Genomic DNA, 20,002 nt, shown 5'->3' on the forward strand with positions numbered 1-20,002 from the left:
GGTGGTACGTCCGAGGAGAGACGCCCATGCCCACCTTCCGCCAGCCCGAGTGGCAGCAGCCGGCCGACCGGCACACCGAGATCGTCGACCCCGTCCTCACCGTGCGGCAGCTGTCGCGCTTCGAGTTCAACCTCAAGTCGTACGTCCGCATCGACCACGCCCTGGTCTTCGCCACCGGCAAGGGCGGCTACGTCGCGTACCTCCCGCCGCAGCGGCCGACCCGCGGGGACATCGCGGCGAACCGCTACACCGCCGTGTACGAGGTGGACATGGGCGTGCATCCGCACACCTGCGACCTCACGCTGCCCAGCGACAACGACGCGTTCGAGTTCACGGCCGCGGTCGACCTGTCCTGGCAGGTCCTCGACCCGGTCCGGTTCGTGGCCAGCGGCCACCGGAACGTACCCGGGCTGCTGCTGGGCGAACTCCAACAGGCGGCCCGGCCGGTGACCCGCCGGTTCGCCATCGCCGACAGCGCCTCGGCCGAGGTCGAACTGCTGGAGCGGATGAACCTGCTCGGCCCGCTCGGCGCCCCCGCCGGACTCCAGGTCACCTGGACGCTGCGGCTCAAGCGCGACGAGGCCAACATCGAGCACGAGCTGCGCAAGCAGGCCATCGAGCACTCCGCCGACGAGCAGATCCGGGCGGCGCAGCGGGGCATGGACATCGACGTCGAGGTCGATCGCCGCTACCGCCAGAGCGACTCGCTGCAACTCGACCGCGCCATGCAGTACGGCACCCACCAGCAGGAACTGCTCCTCCAACAGCAGCGCTGGCAGCACGCGCAGGCGCTGCTCGCAGGTCAACAGCAGCTGGAACTCCAGCGGTTGGAGGCGCAGAAGATCGAGTTCTACCAGTTCCACCTCCAGCAGGGCGGCGTCCACCAGTGGGCACTCCACCTCGCCCAGCACCCGGAGGACTCCCACATGGTCATGAACAGCATGCGGGAGGACCAACTCCGCATGATCCAGGCCCAGATGGAACTGGTCCAGCAACTCCTCAACGGCGACACCGCCGAGAACTGGGAGCTGGAGGGCCCCAAGCAACTGGCCCTCCGCACGGTCAACGACATCCTCACCCAGCGCCTCCCGGGCGTCCCCCAGAACCCACCCCCACCGCTCCCTCCGGGGGCCGGCCCCGAATACCCCGGCACCGTGCTCCCCGGCGAGCCGGTCGCTCCCCCGCCCACGGGAACGGGGCCGTATGCGCCTGGGCAGGGCGGGGCGCCGGGCGCGTACGGGGCGGGGCCGGGCGCGGCACCGGGGGCGTATGCGGGCGGGCCGGGCGCGGCGCCGGGGGCGTACGGGGGTGCGCAGACCTCGGCACCCGGGGGGTACGTTCCTGGGCAGTTGCCGGCGGCAGGAGCGTATGTTCCTGGGCAGGCGCCGGGCGCCTATCAGCCTGGGCAGTCGGCGGAGACAGGGCCATACGGACCCGGGCGGGGGCCGGTGCCGGGACCGCACGGACCTGGGCAACCGGCAGCGGGACCCTACGGACCCGGACACTCCCCGGCGACCGGCCCGTCCGCCCCGGGACAGGGCCCGGCGTCAGGGGCGTACCCGGGCGGGCCCAACCCGAACGACCCGTACCCGGGCGGGCCCCAGCCGGGTGCGCCGACGGCCGGCCCCGGCACCGCCGCAGGAGCGTTCCCCGGTGCCCCGGGCCACCCTGTTTCCGGCCGCTCCCCGGTTCAGGCGGGACCCACCGGACCGGCCACCCCGACCGGACCCGTGCAGCCGACTGCACCGCCCGGTGTCGCGCCGTATCCGCAGGGGCCGGCCGCGGGTATGCCGGCGTCCACCCCCTACGGGTCACCGCCCGCCGGGTACACCCCGCAGGACCCGTACCCAGGCGCCCCGACGCAGCCGCCGGCGTCTTCTCCGGCCGCCCCGCCACAGCCCCCGGGACAGCACGCGGGGCCGGAATCCGCGTCCCTCTCCAAGGCTCCGGCCGACCAGCCTCCGACCTCGCAGCCCTCGTCCCCGGCGCCCGCTGCCACGTCCGAGAACTCCGCCTGGCAGCCCCCGCCCGGATACGGCCGTACGCCGACCCTGCCGGCACAGAACCTGCCGGAAGTCGTGGCGGGGTCGGCAGAGGAGGAGGGCGTCGAGGAAGCCGACGGGCCGGAGGGCGGCGGCTCATGACCACACTCGGCCCCGCTCCCCCGCCGACCACCCCCGGACCTGCACCGCTCCCCCACCCCGGCCCCGACACCACCGGCCTCGTTCCCCTCTGTGAGCGGCTGCTCTCAGAGCTTCGCAGTGAAGTCGCCCGCGCCGATGGCAAGGCGTCCGTGCTGGTCGGGGCTCTTGGGATGACGGGGGGTGTGTTCAGCGGGCTGTTGGCCGGGCGGGGGTGGACCCCGGGTGAGCTGTCGGTCACAGGCACGGTGCTGTGGTGGGTCGCGCTGGCCGCGCTGGGGCTCTCGCTGTTCGCGCTGCTGCTGGCCGTGCTGCCCCGCTACCGCTCCGAGCAGTGGGCGCCCGGCCGGCCCCTCTCCTACTTCGGTGACATCCAACAGGCCGTCCGGCAGGGCCAGTTGGAGACCGCTCTCGGCGACACCGGACGGGACCCCACGACCGGGCTGACCACGGCCCTCGCCGAGCTGAGCCAGATCGTCGCCCGCAAGCACCAGTGGATCCGTACCGGCCTGATCGCCTTCTGCACCGGCACGGTACTGCTGCCCGCCTCACTGCTGATCGGCTGACCGCCGCACCGGCACTCGTCCCCGCCTCAGAAGGAAGCAAGCACCATGACCCAACAACCACCGGGATACCCCGAGTACCCCGAGTACCCGGAATACCCCGAGCAGTCGGCGCAGGCACCTCAGCCGCAGGTACCCCCGCAGTACCCCAGCCAGGCCGCCCGGCCACCCGTACCCCCGCACTACCCCCAGCAGCAGCCGCCCTCACCCACCTATCCGCAGACCCCGTACACCTACCCGCAGGCCCCGCAGGCTCCCCAGCCCTACCCGCAGGCCTCCGCCCCGATACCGCCGCAGTACCCGCAGACCCCTCCCCAGGCGCCCCTGACTCCCCCGGCCCAGCCCCAGGCCCAGGCTCCGGCCCCGGCCGCCCGACCCGCGCCCGCCGAAGACCTGGACCATCCGAACCACATCAACACCGACGCCCGCCGCGTCCACATCTCCAGCCAGCAGCGCCACACTGACGCCACCGCGGTCGGGAACCTGCTGCTCTATCTGCCGAACTTCCTGTGCAGCCTCGCCGTCGTCGGCCTGTTCTCCGCCTTCTTCGGCAAGCTCGCATTCGTGGTGATCCTGCTCTGGCTGGCCAGCGGCGCACTCGTGTTCCACCGCCCCACGGAAAGCGCCCTCGCGCGCCGTCTGCTCCACCTGCGCTACCCCACTCCACAAGAACGAGCCAAAATCGAACCGGTCTGGCGGGAGGTCACAGCCCGCGCCGGCGTCGAGGGCCGTAACTACGAGCTGTGGGTCGAGGACAGCGACGGCCTCAACGCGGTCGCCGCGGCCGGCCACATTGTCGGCGTCACCCGGTTCGCCCTGAACGAGCTGCCCAACGGCGAGCTGGCCGCCGTCATGGCGCACGAACTCGGCCACCACGTCGGCGGCCACGCCTGGTCCGGGCTGCTCGGCTACTGGTACGCGCTGCCCGGCCGGATGGCCTGGCGGGTGCTGAAGGCGGTCTCCGTCGTCGCCTTCCATGTCTCGCGCGCCTTCGGCTGCTTCGGCGTCGCCTTCGTCGTGATGATCGTCGGCGGTATCGCGTTCGCCACCATCAGCACGCTCTACGGCCTGCCCCTGCTGATCCTCGGGGTGCCGTACGCGCTGGCCGCCGTCGGCCGGCGTGCGGAGCTGCGTGCCGACGAGCACGCGGCGGCCCTGGGGTTCGCCCCGATGCTGGCCTCCGTGCTCGACAAACTGCACCAGGGCGAGCAGCACGAACAGGCCGCGCAGACCGCGCGGAACGGCGGGGTGCCCGTCGAGGAGAGCGCGCTGAGCAAGCTGCTCTCCTCTCACCCGGACTACCACACCCGGCTGCACCATCTGCAGCAGTACCTCCAGCCGCAGCGGCCGTACTGAGGAGAGGCGCCACGGCACGCCTGAGGGCGGCCACCCCGTACGAAACGGGGTGGCCGCCCTCAGGACTTCAGAGCCAACTACTACTGGTTGTACGGACCGTAGTCGTAGTCCTCCAGCGGGACGGCCTGGCCGGAGCCGGTGCCGAACGGCGAGTAGTCGATGTCGTCGTAGCCGACGGCCGAGTACATCGCGGCCTTGGCCTCCTCGGTGGGCTCCACCCGGATGTTGCGGTAGCGGGACAGACCCGTACCGGCCGGGATGAGCTTACCGATGATGACGTTCTCCTTGAGGCCGATCAGGGAGTCGGACTTGGCGTTGATCGCCGCGTCCGTCAGAACCCTGGTCGTCTCCTGGAAGGACGCCGCCGACAGCCAGGACTCCGTGGCCAGCGAGGCCTTGGTGATACCCATGAGCTGCGGACGACCGGAGGCCGGGTGACCGCCCTCCTGGACCACACGACGGTTCTCCTGCTCGAAGCGGGAGCGCTCGACCAGCTCGCCGGGCAGCAGCTCGGCGTCGCCGGACTCGATGATCGTCACGCGGCGGAGCATCTGCCGGATGATGATCTCGATGTGCTTGTCGTGGATCGACACACCCTGCGAGTTGTAGACCTTCTGGACCTCGCCGACCAGGTGGACCTGGACGGCACGCTGACCCAGGATGCGCAGCACGTCGTGCGGGTTGGTGGCACCCACGGTGAGCTTCTGGCCCACCTCGACGTGCTCGCCCTCGCTGACCAGAAGACGGGCACGCTTCGAGATCGGGAACGCCGTCTCGTCGCTGCCGTCGTCCGGGGTGACGACGATCTTCTTGGTCTTCTCGGTCTCCTCGATCCGCACGCGGCCCTGGGCCTCGGAGATCGGGGCGACACCCTTCGGCGTACGAGCCTCGAAGAGCTCGACGACACGGGGCAGACCCTGGGTGATGTCGTCACCGGCCACACCACCGGTGTGGAAGGTACGCATCGTCAGCTGCGTGCCGGGCTCACCGATGGACTGGGCGGCGATGATGCCGACCGCCTCACCGATGTCGACCAGCTTGCCGGTGGCCAGCGAGCGGCCGTAGCACATGGCGCAGGTACCGACGGCGGACTCGCAGGTCAGGACCGAGCGGGTCTTGACCGTCTCGATGCCGTGCTTGACCAGCTCGTCGATGAGGACATCGCCGAGGTCGGTGTTGGCCGGGGCCAGCACCTTGCCGTCGACGGTGATGTCCTCGGCCAGCGCACGGGCGTACACGCTGGTCTCGACGTTCTCGGCCTTGCGCAGGACACCGTCCGCGCCGCGCTCCGCGATGTGCAGCTTGAGGCCGCGGTCGGTGCCGCAGTCCTCCTCGCGGATGATGACGTCCTGGGAGACGTCGACGAGACGACGGGTGAGGTAACCCGAGTCGGCGGTACGCAGAGCCGTGTCCGCCAGACCCTTTCGAGCACCGTGGGTCGAGATGAAGTACTCCAGCACCGACAGGCCCTCACGGAAGGAGGCCTTGATCGGACGCGGGATCGTCTCGTTCTTGGCGTTCGACACCAGACCACGCATACCGGCGATCTGACGCATCTGCATCATGTTTCCTCGGGCACCCGAGTCAACCATCATGAAGATGGGGTTCGTCTTGGGGAAGTTCTCGTTCATCGCCTCGGCGACCTCGTTGGTCGCCTGGGTCCAGATCTGGATGAGCTCCTGCGTGCGCTCTTCCTTGGTGATCAGACCGCGCTCGTACTGCTTCTGGACCTTCTCGTCCTTGGCCTCGTAGCCGGCGACGATCGCCTTCTTCGCCTCGGGCACGACGACGTCGGAGATGGCCACGGTGACACCGGAACGGGTCGCCCAGAAGAAGCCGGCCGCCTTCAGGTTGTCGAGCGTCGCCGCCACGATGACCTTGGGGTAGCGCTCGGCCAGGTCGTTGACGATCTCGGAGAGCTGCTTCTTGCCCACCGAGTAGTCGACGAACGGGTAGTCCTCGGGCAGCAGCTCGTTGAAGAGCGCGCGGCCCAGGGTCGTACGGAGGCGGAAGGTGTCACCCTGCTGCCACTCCGGCTCGCCCTCCTCGCGGACCGGCGGCACCCAGCCACGCGGCGGGATGGTGCCCACCGGGAAGCGGATGTCGACGGCCGACTGGAGCGCCAGCTCGCCGGCGTCGAACGCCATGGTCGCCTCGGCCGTGGAGCCGAACGCGCGGCCCTCGCCCTTGACGTCACGGAGCTCGCCGTCGGTGGTGAGGAAGAACAGACCCAGCACCATGTCCTGGGTCGGCATCGTCACCGGACGGCCGTCGGCGGGCTTCAGGATGTTGTTCGAGGACAGCATCAGGATGCGGGCCTCGGCCTGCGCCTCCGCGGAGAGCGGCAGGTGGACGGCCATCTGGTCACCGTCGAAGTCCGCGTTGAACGCGGTGCAGACAAGCGGGTGGATCTGGATGGCCTTGCCCTCGACCAGCTGCGGCTCGAAGGCCTGGATGCCGAGGCGGTGCAGCGTGGGCGCACGGTTCAGCAGAACCGGGTGCTCCGCGATGACCTCTTCCAGGACGTCGTACACGACCGTGCGGCCGCGCTCGACCATCCGCTTCGCCGACTTGATGTTCTGCGCGTGGTTCAGGTCCACCAGGCGCTTCATCACGAACGGCTTGAAGAGCTCCAGCGCCATCGCCTTCGGCAGACCGCACTGGTGCAGCTTCAGCTGCGGACCGACGACGATCACGGAACGCGCGGAGTAGTCCACACGCTTGCCGAGCAGGTTCTGACGGAAGCGACCCTGCTTGCCCTTGAGCATGTCGGACAGCGACTTCAGCGGACGGTTGCCGGGGCCCGTCACCGGGCGGCCACGACGGCCGTTGTCGAAGAGCGCGTCTACGGCCTCCTGGAGCATGCGCTTCTCGTTGTTCACGATGATCTCGGGCGCACCGAGGTCGAGAAGGCGCTTCAGGCGGTTGTTGCGGTTGATCACACGGCGGTACAGGTCGTTCAGGTCGGAGGTCGCGAAGCGGCCACCGTCCAGCTGCACCATCGGGCGGAGGTCCGGCGGGATGACCGGGACGCAGTCGAGGACCATGCCCTTGGGGCTGTTGGAGGTCTGCAGGAACGCAGACACGACCTTCAGCCGCTTCAGGGCGCGGGTCTTCTTCTGGCCCTTGCCGGTGCGGATGATCTCGCGAAGCCGCTCGGCCTCTTCATCCAGGTCGAAGGACTCCAGGCGCTTCTGCAGCGCCGCGGCACCCATCGAACCGTCGAAGTACGTGCCGAAGCGGTCACGCAGCTCGCGGTAGAGGAGCTCGTCGCCCTCCAGGTCCTGGACCTTGAGGTTCTTGAACCGGGTCCACACCTCGTCCAGGCGGTCGATCTCGCGCTGCGCACGGTCGCGCAGCTGCTTCATCTCCCGCTCGGCGCCTTCGCGCACCTTGCGGCGCACGTCGGCCTTGGCACCCTCGGCCTCCAGCTCGGCCAGGTCGGCCTCGAGCTTCTTGGCGCGGGCTTCGAGGTCGGAGTCACGCCGGTTCTCGACCTGCTGACGCTCCACGGAGACATGCGCCTCCAGGGAGGGCAGGTCGCGGGTGCGGCGCTCCTCGTCGACGAACGTGATCATGTACGCCGCGAAGTAGATGACCTTCTCGAGGTCCTTCGGGGCGAGGTCGAGCAGGTAGCCCAGACGCGACGGGACACCCTTGAAGTACCAGATGTGTGTGACGGGAGCGGCCAGTTCGATGTGGCCCATCCGCTCACGGCGCACCTTGGCGCGGGTCACCTCGACGCCGCAGCGCTCACAGATGATGCCCTTGAAGCGGACGCGCTTGTACTTGCCGCAGTAGCACTCCCAGTCCCGGGTCGGACCGAAGATCTTCTCGCAGAAGAGTCCGTCCTTTTCGGGCTTGAGCGTGCGGTAGTTGATGGTCTCGGGCTTCTTGACCTCGCCGTGGCTCCACTGACGGATGTCGTCAGCGGTTGCCAGACCGATCCGGAGCTCATCGAAGAAGTTGACGTCGAGCACTATGCGTCAATCCCTCTCAGGGTTGTAAGTCTTGGGGTCTGATACGGGGGTCCTGGGGCCGGAGACCTGCGTGGCGCAGGTCTCCGGACTCCCGTCAGACCTCTTCGACGCTGCTCGGCTCGCGCCGGGACAGGTCGATGCCGAGCTCCTCCGCTGCGCGGAAGACATCCTCGTCGGTGTCACGCATCTCGATGGACATACCGTCACTGGACAGCACCTCCACGTTCAGGCAGAGCGACTGCATCTCCTTGATGAGCACCTTGAAGGACTCGGGGATGCCGGGCTCGGGGATGTTCTCGCCCTTGACGATGGCCTCGTAGACCTTCACGCGGCCGGTGACGTCGTCGGACTTGATGGTGAGCAGCTCCTGGAGGGCGTAGGCGGCACCGTATGCCTCCAGCGCCCACACCTCCATCTCGCCGAATCGCTGACCACCGAACTGCGCCTTACCACCCAGCGGCTGCTGGGTGATCATCGAGTACGGACCGGTCGAACGGGCGTGCAGCTTGTCGTCGACCAGGTGGTGCAGCTTCAGGATGTACATGTAGCCGATCGAGATCGGCTCCGGGAACGGCTCGCCGGAGCGGCCGTCGAACAGGTTGGCCTTTCCGGAGGCCTGGACCAGGCGGTCGCCGTCGCGGTTCGGGATCGTGGCCTCGAAGAGACCCGAGATCTCGTCCTCGCGGGCACCGTCGAAGACCGGGGTCGCGACGTTGGTGCCCGGGGCGACCTGGTCGGCGCCGATGGCCTGCAGGCGGCGCGCCCACTCGTCGCTGAGCCCGGAGACGTCCCAGCCGCGGCTGGCGAGCCAGCCGAGGTGGATCTCCAGGACCTGTCCCGGGTTCATTCGGGACGGGACACCCAGCGGGTTGAGGATGATGTCGACCGGAGTTCCGTCCTCAAGGAACGGCATGTCCTCGATGGGCAGGATCTTGGAGATGACGCCCTTGTTGCCGTGGCGGCCGGCCAGCTTGTCGCCGTCGGTGATCTTGCGCTTCTGCGCAACATACACCCGGACCAACTGGTTGACGCCGGGCGGCAGTTCGTCACCCTCCTCGCGGTCGAAGACGCGGACGCCGATGACCTTGCCGATCTCGCCGTGCGGCACCTTCAGCGAGGTGTCGCGCACCTCGCGCGCCTTCTCACCGAAGATCGCGCGGAGCAGGCGCTCCTCGGGGGTGAGCTCGGTCTCGCCCTTGGGCGTGACCTTGCCGACGAGGATGTCACCGGCGACGACCTCGGCACCGATACGGATGATGCCGCGCTCGTCGAGGTCGGCGAGGACCTCCTCGGAGACGTTCGGGATGTCCCGGGTGATCTCCTCGGGGCCGAGCTTGGTGTCACGGGCGTCGACCTCGTGCTCCTCGATGTGGATCGAGGAGAGGACGTCGTCCTGCACGAGGCGCTGCGACAGGATGATCGCGTCCTCGTAGTTGTGACCCTCCCACGGCATGAACGCCACGAGCAGGTTCTTGCCGAGCGCCATCTCGCCGAACTCGGTCGCCGGACCGTCGGCCAGCACCTGGTTGGCGACGACCCGGGCGCCCTCGTCCACGACAACCTTCTGGTTGACGGAGGTGCCCTGGTTGGAGCGGGAGAACTTGGCGAGACGGTACGTGGTGTACGTGCCGTCGTCGTTGGCGGTGGTGATGTAGTCCGCGGAGACCTCCTGGACCACACCGTCCTTCTCCGACTTCAGGACGTCACCGGCGTCGACCGCGCAGCGGTACTCCATGCCGGTGCCGACCAGCGGCGCCTCGGACTTGATGAGGGGCACGGCCTGACGCATCATGTTCGCGCCCATGAGGGCACGGTTGGCGTCGTCGTGCTCCAGGAACGGGATCATCGCGGTCGCGACCGACACCATCTGGCGCGGGGAGACGTCCATGTAGTCGACGTCGTCACCGGGGACGTAGTCGACCTCGCCGCCGCGGATGCGGACCAGGACGCGGGACTCCTCGAAGCGGAACTCGTCCGTCAGCGGCGCGTTGGCCTGCGCGATGACGAATCGGTCCTCTTCGTCGGCCGTCAGGTAGTCGACCTCGTCGGTGACGACACCGTCGGTGACCCGGCGGTACGGCGTCTCGACGAAACCGAACGCGTTGACGCGGCCGTAGGAGGCGAGCGAGCCGATCAGGCCGATGTTCGGGCCTTCAGGGGTCTCGATCGGGCACATGCGGCCGTAGTGCGAGGGGTGCACGTCACGGACCTCGAAGCCAGCCCGCTCACGGGAGAGACCACCCGGGCCAAGCGCCGACAGACGGCGCTTGTGGGTGAGACCCGACAGCGGGTTGTTCTGGTCCATGAACTGCGACAGCTGGCTGGTGCCGAAGAACTCCTTGATGGAGGCGACGACCGGCCGGATGTTGATCAGGGTCTGCGGCGTGATCGCCTCGACGTCCTGGGTCGTCATCCGCTCGCGGACGACTCGCTCCATACGCGCCAGACCCGTACGGACCTGGTTCTGGATGAGCTCGCCGACGTTGCGCAGACGACGGTTGCCGAAGTGGTCGATGTCGTCGGTCTCGACGACGATCGTGGTGCCGTTGTCACCGACGGTCTCGGTCTCGCCGGCGTGCAGCTTCACCAGGTACTTGATCGACGAGATGATGTCCTCGACGGTCAGCACACCGGCGTCCAGCGGGGCTTCGCCGCCCAGCTTCTTGTTGACCTTGTAGCGGCCGACCTTGGCGAGGTCGTAGCGCTTCGGGTTGAAGTAGAGGTTCTCAAGAAGCGTCTGCGCGGCCTCGCGGGTCGGGGGCTCGCCCGGACGCAGCTTGCGGTAGATGTCGAGGAGCGCGTCGTCCTGGCCCTGGGTGTGGTCCTTCTCCAGGGTGGCGCGCATGGACTCGTACTCGCCGAACTCCTCCAGGATCTGCTCGGTCGTCCAACCGAGAGCCTTGAGCAGGACGGTGACGGACTGCTTGCGCTTGCGGTCGATACGGACACCGACCATGTCGCGCTTGTCGATCTCCATCTCCAGCCAGGCACCCCGGGAGGGGATGACCTTGGCGGAGAAGATGTCCTTGTCGGACGTCTTGTCGATCGAGGAGTCGAAGTAGACGCCCGGCGAACGGACCAGCTGCGACACGACGACACGCTCGGTGCCGTTGATGACGAAGGTGCCCTTGTTGGTCATGAGCGGGAAGTCGCCCATGAAGACCGTCTGGGACTTGATCTCGCCGGTCTCGTTGTTGGTGAACTCAGCGGTTACGAAGAGCGGGGCGGCGTACGTGAAGTCGCGCTCCTTGCACTCGTCGATGCTGTTCTTGGGAGGTTCGAAACGGTGGTCGCGGAAAGTCAGCGACATCGACCCGGAGAAGTCCTCGATCGGAGAGATCTCCTCGAAGATCTCCTCCAGACCGGACTTGGTGGGGACGTCCTGACCCGACTCCAGAGCCGCCTCGACCCGACTCTGCCAGGCGGTGTTGCCGAGCAGCCAGTCGAAGCTCTCGGTCTGCAACGCGAGCAGGTTGGGAACCTCGAGGGGCTCCTTGATCTTTGCAAAGGAGATGCGCAGCGGGGCGGTGCTGGCGCCGTTGTTCATATTCGCGGTCGAGGCAGTGCGCGAGGCGGCCAAGAGGGGGTCCTTCCGAGGGCTCGGACTCACTACGCGCGTACCGGCCCCTCGCAGGGGCAAAGAGACATGGACTTCCTGAGACGGCCCGGAAAGGCCAGGTCAGAGATGGTCCGGTCATCGATGCTCAAGTGAGGGCATGCCCCTGGTGACGGGCAGGGAGCAGCTAACAGGCAGCGCAAAGGGTCAGTGTAGCCACTTGGCGCACTGATGTCCAGCCCCGCTTTTTTGAGACCCTCGTCGTGCTCAACACCCTCGGCAAGCTCACGTCCTCAACGCGTTGATACTGCCCTCTTCGCCGCCGATCCATGCCTCGGATTCGGATCGTTGTGACGACGCGTCCTGAGAATTGCGCGCTGCGTGCGGTTCGTCAAGGCCTCCATGGCCCACACCACATGCCACCAGGGTGCTCGGAGGCACGAAGAAGATCACCATACTCCGCGAACCCCTGGCCGCAAGGCAGCCGCTCACCCGACCCAGGAACGCCGAAGAGCGACCACCCAGATGGATGATCGCTCTTCGGTGCTTAGGCGTTACAAGGTCTTTGAGACCTCGTCCACGACCTCGAAGGTGTTACTTGACCTCGACGGAGGCGCCGGCGGCCTTGAGGGACTCGGCGGCCTTCTCGGCGGCGTCCTTGGCGACCTTCTCGAGGACCGGCTTCGGAGCGCCGTCCACGAGGTCCTTGGCCTCCTTCAGGCCCAGCGAGGTGAGCTCACGCACGACCTTGATGACCTGGATCTTCTTCTCGCCGGCGCCGGTGAGGACGACGTCGAACTCGTCCTGCTCCTCAGCGGCCTCGACCGGGGCGCCGGGGGCGGCGGGGCCGGCAACGGCGACCGCGGCGGCGGCGGTGACGTCGAACTTCTCCTCGAACGCCTTCACGAACTCGGAAAGCTGGATGAGGGTCATGGTCTCGAACTCGGCGAGCAGTTCGTCCTGGGTGAGAGCCACGATGGCTTCCTTCCACTAATTTCGGCTGGTGCCGGTGTGTACATGTCTGGCGGGCGTACGTTCGGCCCGCTACGACCGATGCCGTGCGGCGCGGAGCCTCAGGCGGCGGTCATGCTGCGAGCCGAATTACTCGGCACCGCCCTGCTCTTCTTGCTTGGCGCGAAGGGCGTCCACAGTGCGGACGAGCTTCGACGGGAGCGCCTGGAAGAGCTGCGCAGCCTGAGTCTGCTTGCCCTTGAAGGCACCCGCCAGCTTGGAGAGCAGAACCTCGCGGGACTCGAGGTCCGCGAGCTTCTTGATCTCGTCGGCGGACAGCGCCTTGCCGTCAAGGACACCGCCCTTGATGACGAGGTTCGGGTTGTCCTTGGCGAAGTCACGAAGACCCTTCGCCGACTCCACCGGGTCACCGGTGATGAAGGCGACCGCCGTCGGACCGTTGAACAGGTCGTCGAGCGTAGAGATCCCGGCCTCGTTGGCCGCAATCTTGGTCAGCGTGTTCTTCACCACGGCGTACTGGGCGTTCTCACCGAGCGAACGACGCAGCGTCTTGAGCTGCGCCACGGTGAGACCCCGGTACTCGGTCAGCACGGCGGCGTTCGAGTCGCGGAACTGGTCCGCGAGCTCGGCTACCGCGGCAGCCTTGTCGGGCCTTGCCATAGAGCGTCGGCCTCCTTCCGGGTGATGAGGACCGCTCAGAAGGGGCTGGGACAAACGAAACGCCCCGGCGCAGGCGCACGGGGCGTAGCTCTACCGAGAACAACATTCCCGGGAGCACATCCAGTTCACCTGCGCGGGTCGTCCACTGTTCAGCGGATCCTTCGGTCACCACACCCTTTGACAGGCACGGCAACGACCAGCGGTCTTTGGCTTCTCCGGAAGAGTACGGGACCCACACACGCCCAAGCAAATCCGCCCGTACGGCTCAGCCCTGGGCGTCCTTCATCAGCCGGGCGAGGTCGGTGGTGTCCTTCACCGGCGGGACGGTCACCGTCACCGGTTCATCGACGTCGAGGAAGGTGACCGTCATGTCGAGCGGGCCCTTGTCGCCCTCGCCGCGCATCCGGAACCGCTTGGTGTCGTGGTCGCCGTCGACCCACATGTCCATGGTGAGCGCGTCGACGCCCATCTTCTCGTAACTCTCGACGCTCTTCGCGCGCCGCTCCCGGGCGTCCTTGTCCCCGCCCTCGGCCGCGGCGGCCTCGACGTCGGCGAGGGTGACCTTGCCCGCGTAGTGGGTGGTCCGTACCCCGTCGACGGTCTCGGTGCCGACCTTCTTCACGTCCTTGACGCCGGTGAGGAAGGCGGCCTCGGCGGCCGGGTTCTTGTCGCCCTCGGCCGCGCCGGTCCCGTTGGCGGTGAGGTTGTTCCCCAGGCCGCCCAGGGCCGACATGTCGAGCTTCACCCAGTGCTTGCCGCCCAGCTCCTTGGCCTTCTCGGCGCCGCCGTTGAGGTAGAGCGCCCTGTCCAGGACGCGCACCTGCACCGTGGTGCCTGTCCTGGCCGAGGTCTTCCTCATGCTCATGGCCTGGGGCTTCATGCTCATGGCCGCCTCGACCGTGATCTTCCCCTCGCCGGGCATCGTGCCGGCCGTCCGGTAACGGACCGATGTGATGTCCTGGGTCTGCTTCGCCGCCTCGGCCACGGCCGCCGCGGGCACCATGCCCGGCGCGGAGTCCGCGGCGAGCTTCGAGCAGCCGACCGCTCCCCCGGCGAGGAGCAGGGCGGCGAGCCCGGCACCGGTCGCCCTACGGCGCGTGGCACGACGTACGGAAGACCGCATCGATTCCCCCCAAGGAACCCGACGGCCACAAGGAACACATGGCCGATTCACGGCAGGAGCCGTGAGCTGAGCCTCGGGCGGGTGCGCCGGTCTTCTGAATTCCCGTGGCCCTGGGGCGAGTTGGGCGGTTCTGCGAATTGCCTTGGCCCCAGGGCCAGTTGGGCGGCTCAGGAGCTGGTGCCGGAGCCGGTCGCCGTGTCGGAGCTGCCCGGGGTCAGTCCCTGCTTCTTCAGCAGCGCCATGAAGTCCTCGGTGTCGCTCGCCGGGGGCACAGTGGCCTCGACCTTCACGCCGTAGTCGCTGTAGTAGGCGGTCTGGCTGTACTCGCCCGAGGACATCTCCCCCTTCTCGACCTTCTTGACCAGCAGGTCCTTGGCGTTGATCCAGATGTCGACCCGCTCCGTGGAGACACCGGCCGAGGTGAGCTGCTTCTTCAGTCCGGCGAGCTGGCTCGCGGTGAGGTTGGAGTTCTTGGTGGCGAGGTCGGCGACGTTGACCGTGCCGGAGTAGTGCGTGGTCTGCTGGCCGCGGACCGACTCCGCGCCGACCTTCTTGACGTCCCCGGAGGCGAGCAGGAGCTTCACCGACTGGTTCGGGGTGGAGTTCTGCATCTGGTCCTTGAGGTACGCGCCGGAGCTGCCGCCGAGCTTGGCGAGGTCGTCGTACGCGTACTTGATCCAGTGCTTGCCGCCCGCCTGCGCGGCGAACTTCTCGCCCATCTTGGCGTAGTAGGCGTCGGGCAGATAGCGGGCCTCCATCGAGGTGCTGCCCGCCGCGCGCATCGCGTCGGCCATCGAGCCGCCGGTGTAGTTCATCGTGAGGGTGCCGCTGATGCCGTCGCTCCAGCCGAGGTTGCCCTTGGCGTCCATGGACATCAGGGAGCCCAGGACGGTGGAGGACTCGACCTTGGCGGAGTCGGCCTTGTCGGTGGACTGCTCGGCGCTGCGCAGGGCCGCTATGGGGCTCACCCGGGTCGTGCCCTTGCCGACCGTCTTGTCGTCCTTGCCCGAGCCTCCGGAGGAGCCCGTGGAACTGCAGGCGGCCACCGAGACCAGCGCGGTCCCCACCGCGATCGAGAGACCCATCCTGCGCACGGTCCTGCTCTTCATCCGTCCCCACCCCTATGCGATTGCTGTGCCCTGCCTCAAAAGCTAGCGCAGGGCACTGACACCCCGTACGAGAAGAGGACGAGCCCCGCACCTCGAAGGTTGCGGGGCCCGCCCAATTCTGACGCGTACGCGACGCGGCTACCGGGGTGAGCGCGGGGCTCAGACGGCGGCCGGGTCCTCCTCGACGAGGAGGTTGCGGGTGCGGTTCGGGTCCACCGGAATGCCGGGGCCGATCGTGGTGCTGATCGCGGCCTTCTTGATGTAGCGACCCTTGGCGGCGGACGGCTTCAGACGGAGGATCTCGTCCAGGGCCGCGCCGTAGTTCTCCACCAGCTTGGTGTCGTCGAAGGACGACTTGCCGATGATGAAGTGCAGGTTCGAGTGCTTGTCGACTCGGAACTCGATCTTGCCGCCCTTGATCTCGTTGACGGCCTTGACCACGTCCGGCGTCACGGTGCCGGTCTTGGGGTTCGGCATGAGACCACGGGGACCGAGCACGCGGCCGAGGCGGCCGACCTTGCCCATGAGGTCCGGGGTGGCGACGACGGCGTCGAAGTCCAGCCGGCCCTTCGCCACCTCGTCGATGAGTTCGTCGGAGCCGACGATGTCGGCGCCCGCGGCAGTCGCGGCCTCGGCACGGTCACCGGTCGCGAAGACCAGGACCCGGGCGGTCTTACCGGTGCCGTGCGGGAGGTTCACGGTGCCACGGACCATCTGGTCGGCCTTGCGCGGGTCGACACCCAGACGGAAGGCGACCTCGACGGTGCCGTCGAACTTGGAGGTGGAGGTCTCCTTGGCGAGGCGGACGGCCTCGAGCGGGGCGTAGAGCTTGTCCCGGTCGATCTTGGCGTCCGCAGCGCGGAGGGACTTGCTGCGCTTGCTCACTACTGCTCCTGATGTGTTCTGAGGAGTCGTGGTACGGACCGAGCAGGTCCCACCACAATCACTTCTGCGGGATGAAGGTCAGCCCTCGACCGTGATGCCCATGGAACGGGCGGTGCCGGCGATGATCTTCGACGCGGCGTCCAGGTCGTTGGCGTTCAGGTCGGGGAGCTTGGTCGTGGCGATCTCGCGGACCTGCGCCTGGGTGATCTTGGCGACCTTGGTCTTGTGCGGCTCGCCCGAGCCCTTCTCGACACCCGCGGCCTTGAGGATCATCTTCGCGGCCGGCGGCGTCTTGGTGATGAAGGTGAAGGAGCGGTCTTCGTAGACCGTGATCTCCACCGGGATCACCCAGCCACGCTGCGACTCGGTCGCCGCGTTGTAGGCCTTGCAGAACTCCATGATGTTGACGCCGTGCTGACCGAGCGCGGGGCCGACCGGCGGGGCCGGGTTCGCCGCACCGGCGTTGATCTGGAGCTTGATAAGCCCCGTGACCTTCTTCTTCTTGGGAGGCATTTGCTCTCTCCGGGTCCTAGTGAGAGTGTTCGGCCGCCGTCCGGTTAATCCGGATGGAGGCATACCGCACAACGATAACGGGTATCTGTGCGCGGCCAAAAACCGAGCAGGTCAGAGAGGCTTTTGACAGCCCGTCTGACCTGCTCGGAAGACGTATGTCCAGGGAGAACTAGTTCTTCTGGATCTGGTCGAAGGAGAGCTCGACCGGTGTCTCGCGGCCGAAGATCTCGACGAGACCCTTGACCTTCTTCGAGTCGGCGTTGATCTCGTTGATGGTCGCCTGCAGCGTCGCGAACGGGCCGTCGGTGACGGTGACCGAGTCGCCGACCTCGAAGTCCAGCACCTGGACCTCGACCTTGCGCTGCGGAACCGGCTTGCCCTCGGCCTCCGCGGCCTCGCGGGCGGCCTTCTCCTCGGCCTCCGGGGCGAGCATCTTGACGATCTCGTCCAGAGTCAGCGGGTACGGGTCGTAGGCGTTGCCCACGAAGCCGGTGACGCCGGGGGTGTTGCGGACGACGCCCCAGGACTCGTTCGTCAGGTCCATGCGGACCAGGACGTAGCCCGGGAGCTTGTTCTGCTTGATGGTCTTGCGGTCGCCGTTCTTGATCTGGACGACCTCTTCCTGCGGCACCTCGGCCTGGAAGATGTAGTCCTCGACGTTCAGCGAGACGGCGCGCTGCTCCAGGTTGGTCTTCACGCGGTTCTCGTAACCGGCGTACGTGTGGATGACGTACCACTCGCCGGGGAGGGTGCGGAGTTCCTCGCGCAGGGCGACCACCGGGTCGACGGGCTCGGCCGGCTCGGCCTCTTCCTCGTCGTCCTCGGCCGCGGTCTCGTCGTCGAGGTCCTCGGTCGCTTCCTCGTCCTCGTCCTCGACGTGCAGGGCGGCTTGCTCGGCGGGCTCGCCCGCGTCGGCGTCGGCAGCCTCGACCTCGTCCAGCTCCTCGTCCGCGCCCTCGACGATGTCGAGTTCGTCTTCCACGGACTCGTCCGGCTCGACGGCCTCGTTCAGGTTCGGGTCAGACACGGTGGCTGCTTCTTCCTGGATACATGGGGGTGGAACACGCGAAAGGGGCGCCGGTCAGGGCGCCCTTCGCTTCCGGCCTCAGCCGAAGACGTACTTCGCGGCGTGATTCAGTCCGTAGTCAATCACGGTCACCAGACCGATCATGATGACGACGAAGACGATCACTACGGTCGTGTACGTCGTCAGCTGGTTGCGCGTCGGCCAGACGACCTTGCGGAGTTCCGCGACGATCTGGCGATAGAAGATGCCGAGTCGCTTCAGCGGGCCCTTCTTGGCGCGCTTACCGCCCTTGCGGGCCTTCTTCTTGGACTCCGACACCTCGTCCTGGGCATCAGGCATGTCGATGGAGCCCACGGCGTCCGCCATTCATCCTCACCTGTTCCCGGGTCGTGGCCGTGCCGCGCCCGGTCTGAGCCGCACGGCGGTGCATTGCTGTACGTACATGCGCTGCGCACACATCCTGGTGCGGGTGTGTGTAGCAGGGCCGGAGGGACTTGAACCCCCAACCGCCGGTTTTGGAGACCGGTGCTCTACCAATTGAGCTACGACCCTTTGTGACATCCCCAACGTACCGCATCCACCCGGGTGCTCGGTGTGCACCAAGTAGGGCGCGGCTGCTGAAGGCCAACGAGGTAGGAGTGTACGTGCTCCTGAGGCGGTCGTCGAACAGAAAGTGCCTGTACGGGGATCGCCGAAGGAAGATCGCCCAGGCAGGGGCGGGAATCCGGACGGTTGTTCAATGCCCGCACGATCCTGTTCAGTCTGTGAAACCGGTGTGCCGGGCGGGTTTCGGGTCTGAAACGATGGGCTCATGAGCGCCTCAACCCCTCCCACCGAGCGCCGGGTCTCCGCCCGAGTCGGCGCGATCTCCGAGTCCGCCACCCTCGCCGTGGACGCCAAGGCCAAGGCCCTCAAGGCCGCCGGGCGTCCGGTGATCGGCTTCGGCGCGGGTGAACCGGATTTCCCGACTCCGGACTACGTCGTCCAGGCCGCCATCGAGGCCTGCTCGAACCCCAAGTACCACCGCTACACCCCGGCCGGCGGTCTGCCGGAGCTGAAGGCCGCGATCGCCGCGAAGACGCTGCGCGACTCGGGCTACGAGGTGGACGCCTCGCAGATCCTGGTCACCAACGGCGGCAAGCAGGCCATCTACGAGGCCTTCGCCGCGATCCTCGACCCGGGCGACGAGGTCATCGTCCCGGCGCCCTACTGGACGACGTACCCGGAGTCGATCCGTCTCGCCGGCGGTGTCCCGGTGGACGTCGTCGCCGACGAGACGACCGGATACCGCGTCACCGTCGAGCAGTTGGAGGCGGCCCGCACCGAGAACACCAAGGTGGTCCTCTTCGTCTCGCCGTCCAACCCGACCGGCGCCGTCTACAGCGAGGCCGAGGCCGAGGCGATCGGCCGCTGGGCCGTCGAGCACGGCCTGTGGGTCATGACGGACGAGATCTACGAGCACCTCGTCTACGGAGACGCGAAGTTCACCTCGCTGCCCGCGATCCTGCCGGAGCTGCGCGACAAGTGCATCGTGGTCAACGGCGTCGCCAAGACGTATGCGATGACCGGCTGGCGGGTGGGATGGATCATCGGCCCGAAGGACGTCGTCAAGGCCGCGACCAACCTGCAGTCGCACGCCACGTCGAACGTCTCGAACGTGGCCCAGGTCGCCGCACTGGCCGCCGTCTCCGGTGACCTGACGGCCGTGGCGGAGATGCGCGAGGCCTTCGACCGCCGCCGTAAGACGATCGTGCGGATGTTGAACGAGATCGACGGCGTGCTGTGCCCGGAGCCCGAGGGCGCGTTCTACGCCTACCCGTCGGTCAAGGCCCTGCTCGGCAAGGACATCCGCGGCAGGCGCCCCCAGGACTCGGTCGAGCTGGCCGCGCTGATCCTGGAGGAGGCCGAGGTCGCGGTCGTCCCGGGCGAGGCCTTCGGGACCCCCGGCTATCTGCGGCTGTCGTACGCCCTGGGTGACGAGGATCTCGTCGAGGGCGTCAGCCGCATCCAGAAGCTGCTCTCCGAGGCCACTGACTGAGGCCACGGACCGAGTTTTCGTACCTCCACGCGTGCGTGCGGGCCGTTTCCCTCCGGGGAGGCGGCCCGCTGCTGTGTGC

14 protein-coding genes and 1 tRNA gene are annotated in these 20,002 nt (G+C 67.7%); 4 read left to right on the top strand and 11 right to left on the bottom strand.

The features are described 5' to 3' along the window. Positions 1-26 precede the first annotated feature (26 nt). From AB0I51_RS08460 to AB0I51_RS08470, 3 genes are read left to right on the top strand one after another with little or no spacing between them, the layout of a single operon-like run. On the top strand, positions 27-2,144 hold the full coding sequence (locus AB0I51_RS08460) for a hypothetical protein (RefSeq protein ID WP_362972695.1): 2,118 nt from the start codon (positions 27-29) through the stop codon (positions 2,142-2,144). Continuing rightward, entirely contained in the window at positions 2,141-2,707 is a 567-nt protein-coding gene (locus AB0I51_RS08465; protein ID WP_362972697.1) for a Pycsar system effector family protein, read from the top strand. Before AB0I51_RS08460 ends, AB0I51_RS08465 begins: the two co-directional genes overlap by 4 nt. Before the next feature lie 45 nt (positions 2,708-2,752). Beyond that, positions 2,753-4,060 carry a M48 family metalloprotease gene (locus AB0I51_RS08470; RefSeq protein WP_362972699.1) on the top strand — a complete coding sequence of 436 codons (1,308 nt, stop codon included), beginning with the start codon at positions 2,753-2,755 and terminating at the stop codon, positions 4,058-4,060. Positions 4,061-4,140: 80 nt separating this feature from the next. Here the strand turns inward: AB0I51_RS08470 and AB0I51_RS08475 are convergent, their stop codons facing one another. The 11 genes from AB0I51_RS08475 to AB0I51_RS08525 form a co-directional block, all read right to left on the bottom strand. Further along, the gene (locus AB0I51_RS08475; protein ID WP_262063989.1) at positions 4,141-8,040 is read right to left on the bottom strand and encodes a DNA-directed RNA polymerase subunit beta'; all 3,900 of its coding nucleotides are present in this window, start codon (positions 8,038-8,040) and stop codon (positions 4,141-4,143) included. A gap of 94 nt (positions 8,041-8,134) precedes the next feature. Continuing rightward, positions 8,135-11,620 (bottom strand): DNA-directed RNA polymerase subunit beta, encoded by a 3,486-nt coding sequence (gene rpoB, locus AB0I51_RS08480; protein ID WP_026179099.1) that lies wholly within the window; start codon positions 11,618-11,620, stop codon positions 8,135-8,137. 570 nt (positions 11,621-12,190) lie between these two features. Further along, complete coding sequence (gene rplL, locus AB0I51_RS08485; RefSeq protein WP_093627330.1) at positions 12,191-12,574, bottom strand: 50S ribosomal protein L7/L12; 384 nt, start codon at positions 12,572-12,574, stop codon at positions 12,191-12,193. Between the two features lie 123 nt (positions 12,575-12,697). After that, a complete protein-coding gene (gene rplJ, locus AB0I51_RS08490; RefSeq protein WP_019055481.1) occupies positions 12,698-13,228 on the bottom strand; it encodes a 50S ribosomal protein L10 in 531 nt (176 codons plus the stop codon). A gap of 265 nt (positions 13,229-13,493) precedes the next feature. Further along, on the bottom strand, positions 13,494-14,351 hold the full coding sequence (locus tag AB0I51_RS08495; protein WP_362972702.1) for a DUF1396 domain-containing protein: 858 nt from the start codon (positions 14,349-14,351) through the stop codon (positions 13,494-13,496). Between the two features lie 167 nt (positions 14,352-14,518). Then, positions 14,519-15,460: a hypothetical protein gene (locus AB0I51_RS08500; protein WP_362972704.1), complete on the bottom strand. Its 942-nt coding sequence runs from the start codon at positions 15,458-15,460 to the stop codon at positions 14,519-14,521. A gap of 159 nt (positions 15,461-15,619) precedes the next feature. Beyond that, positions 15,620-16,345: a 50S ribosomal protein L1 gene (rplA, locus tag AB0I51_RS08505; protein ID WP_362972706.1), complete on the bottom strand. Its 726-nt coding sequence runs from the start codon at positions 16,343-16,345 to the stop codon at positions 15,620-15,622. 78 nt (positions 16,346-16,423) lie between these two features. Continuing rightward, positions 16,424-16,858 (bottom strand): 50S ribosomal protein L11, encoded by a 435-nt coding sequence (gene rplK / locus AB0I51_RS08510; RefSeq protein WP_006383482.1) that lies wholly within the window; start codon positions 16,856-16,858, stop codon positions 16,424-16,426. 169 nt (positions 16,859-17,027) lie between these two features. After that, entirely contained in the window at positions 17,028-17,885 is an 858-nt protein-coding gene (gene nusG, locus AB0I51_RS08515) for a transcription termination/antitermination protein NusG (protein ID WP_362972708.1), read from the bottom strand. Between the two features lie 78 nt (positions 17,886-17,963). Next, on the bottom strand, positions 17,964-18,251 hold the full coding sequence (secE, locus tag AB0I51_RS08520) for a preprotein translocase subunit SecE (protein WP_019055477.1): 288 nt from the start codon (positions 18,249-18,251) through the stop codon (positions 17,964-17,966). 113 nt (positions 18,252-18,364) lie between these two features. Then, positions 18,365-18,437, bottom strand: a tRNA-Trp gene (locus AB0I51_RS08525). A 259-nt stretch (positions 18,438-18,696) separates the two neighbouring features. On the opposite strand from AB0I51_RS08525, the gene AB0I51_RS08530 reads away from it, so the two are divergent. Further along, positions 18,697-19,923 carry a pyridoxal phosphate-dependent aminotransferase gene (locus AB0I51_RS08530; RefSeq protein ID WP_362972710.1) on the top strand — a complete coding sequence of 409 codons (1,227 nt, stop codon included), beginning with the start codon at positions 18,697-18,699 and terminating at the stop codon, positions 19,921-19,923. The last annotated feature ends 79 nt before the right edge of the window (positions 19,924-20,002 follow it).

The organism is Streptomyces sp. NPDC050549, from assembly GCF_040655035.1.
GTDB lineage: Bacteria > Actinomycetota > Actinomycetes > Streptomycetales > Streptomycetaceae > Streptomyces.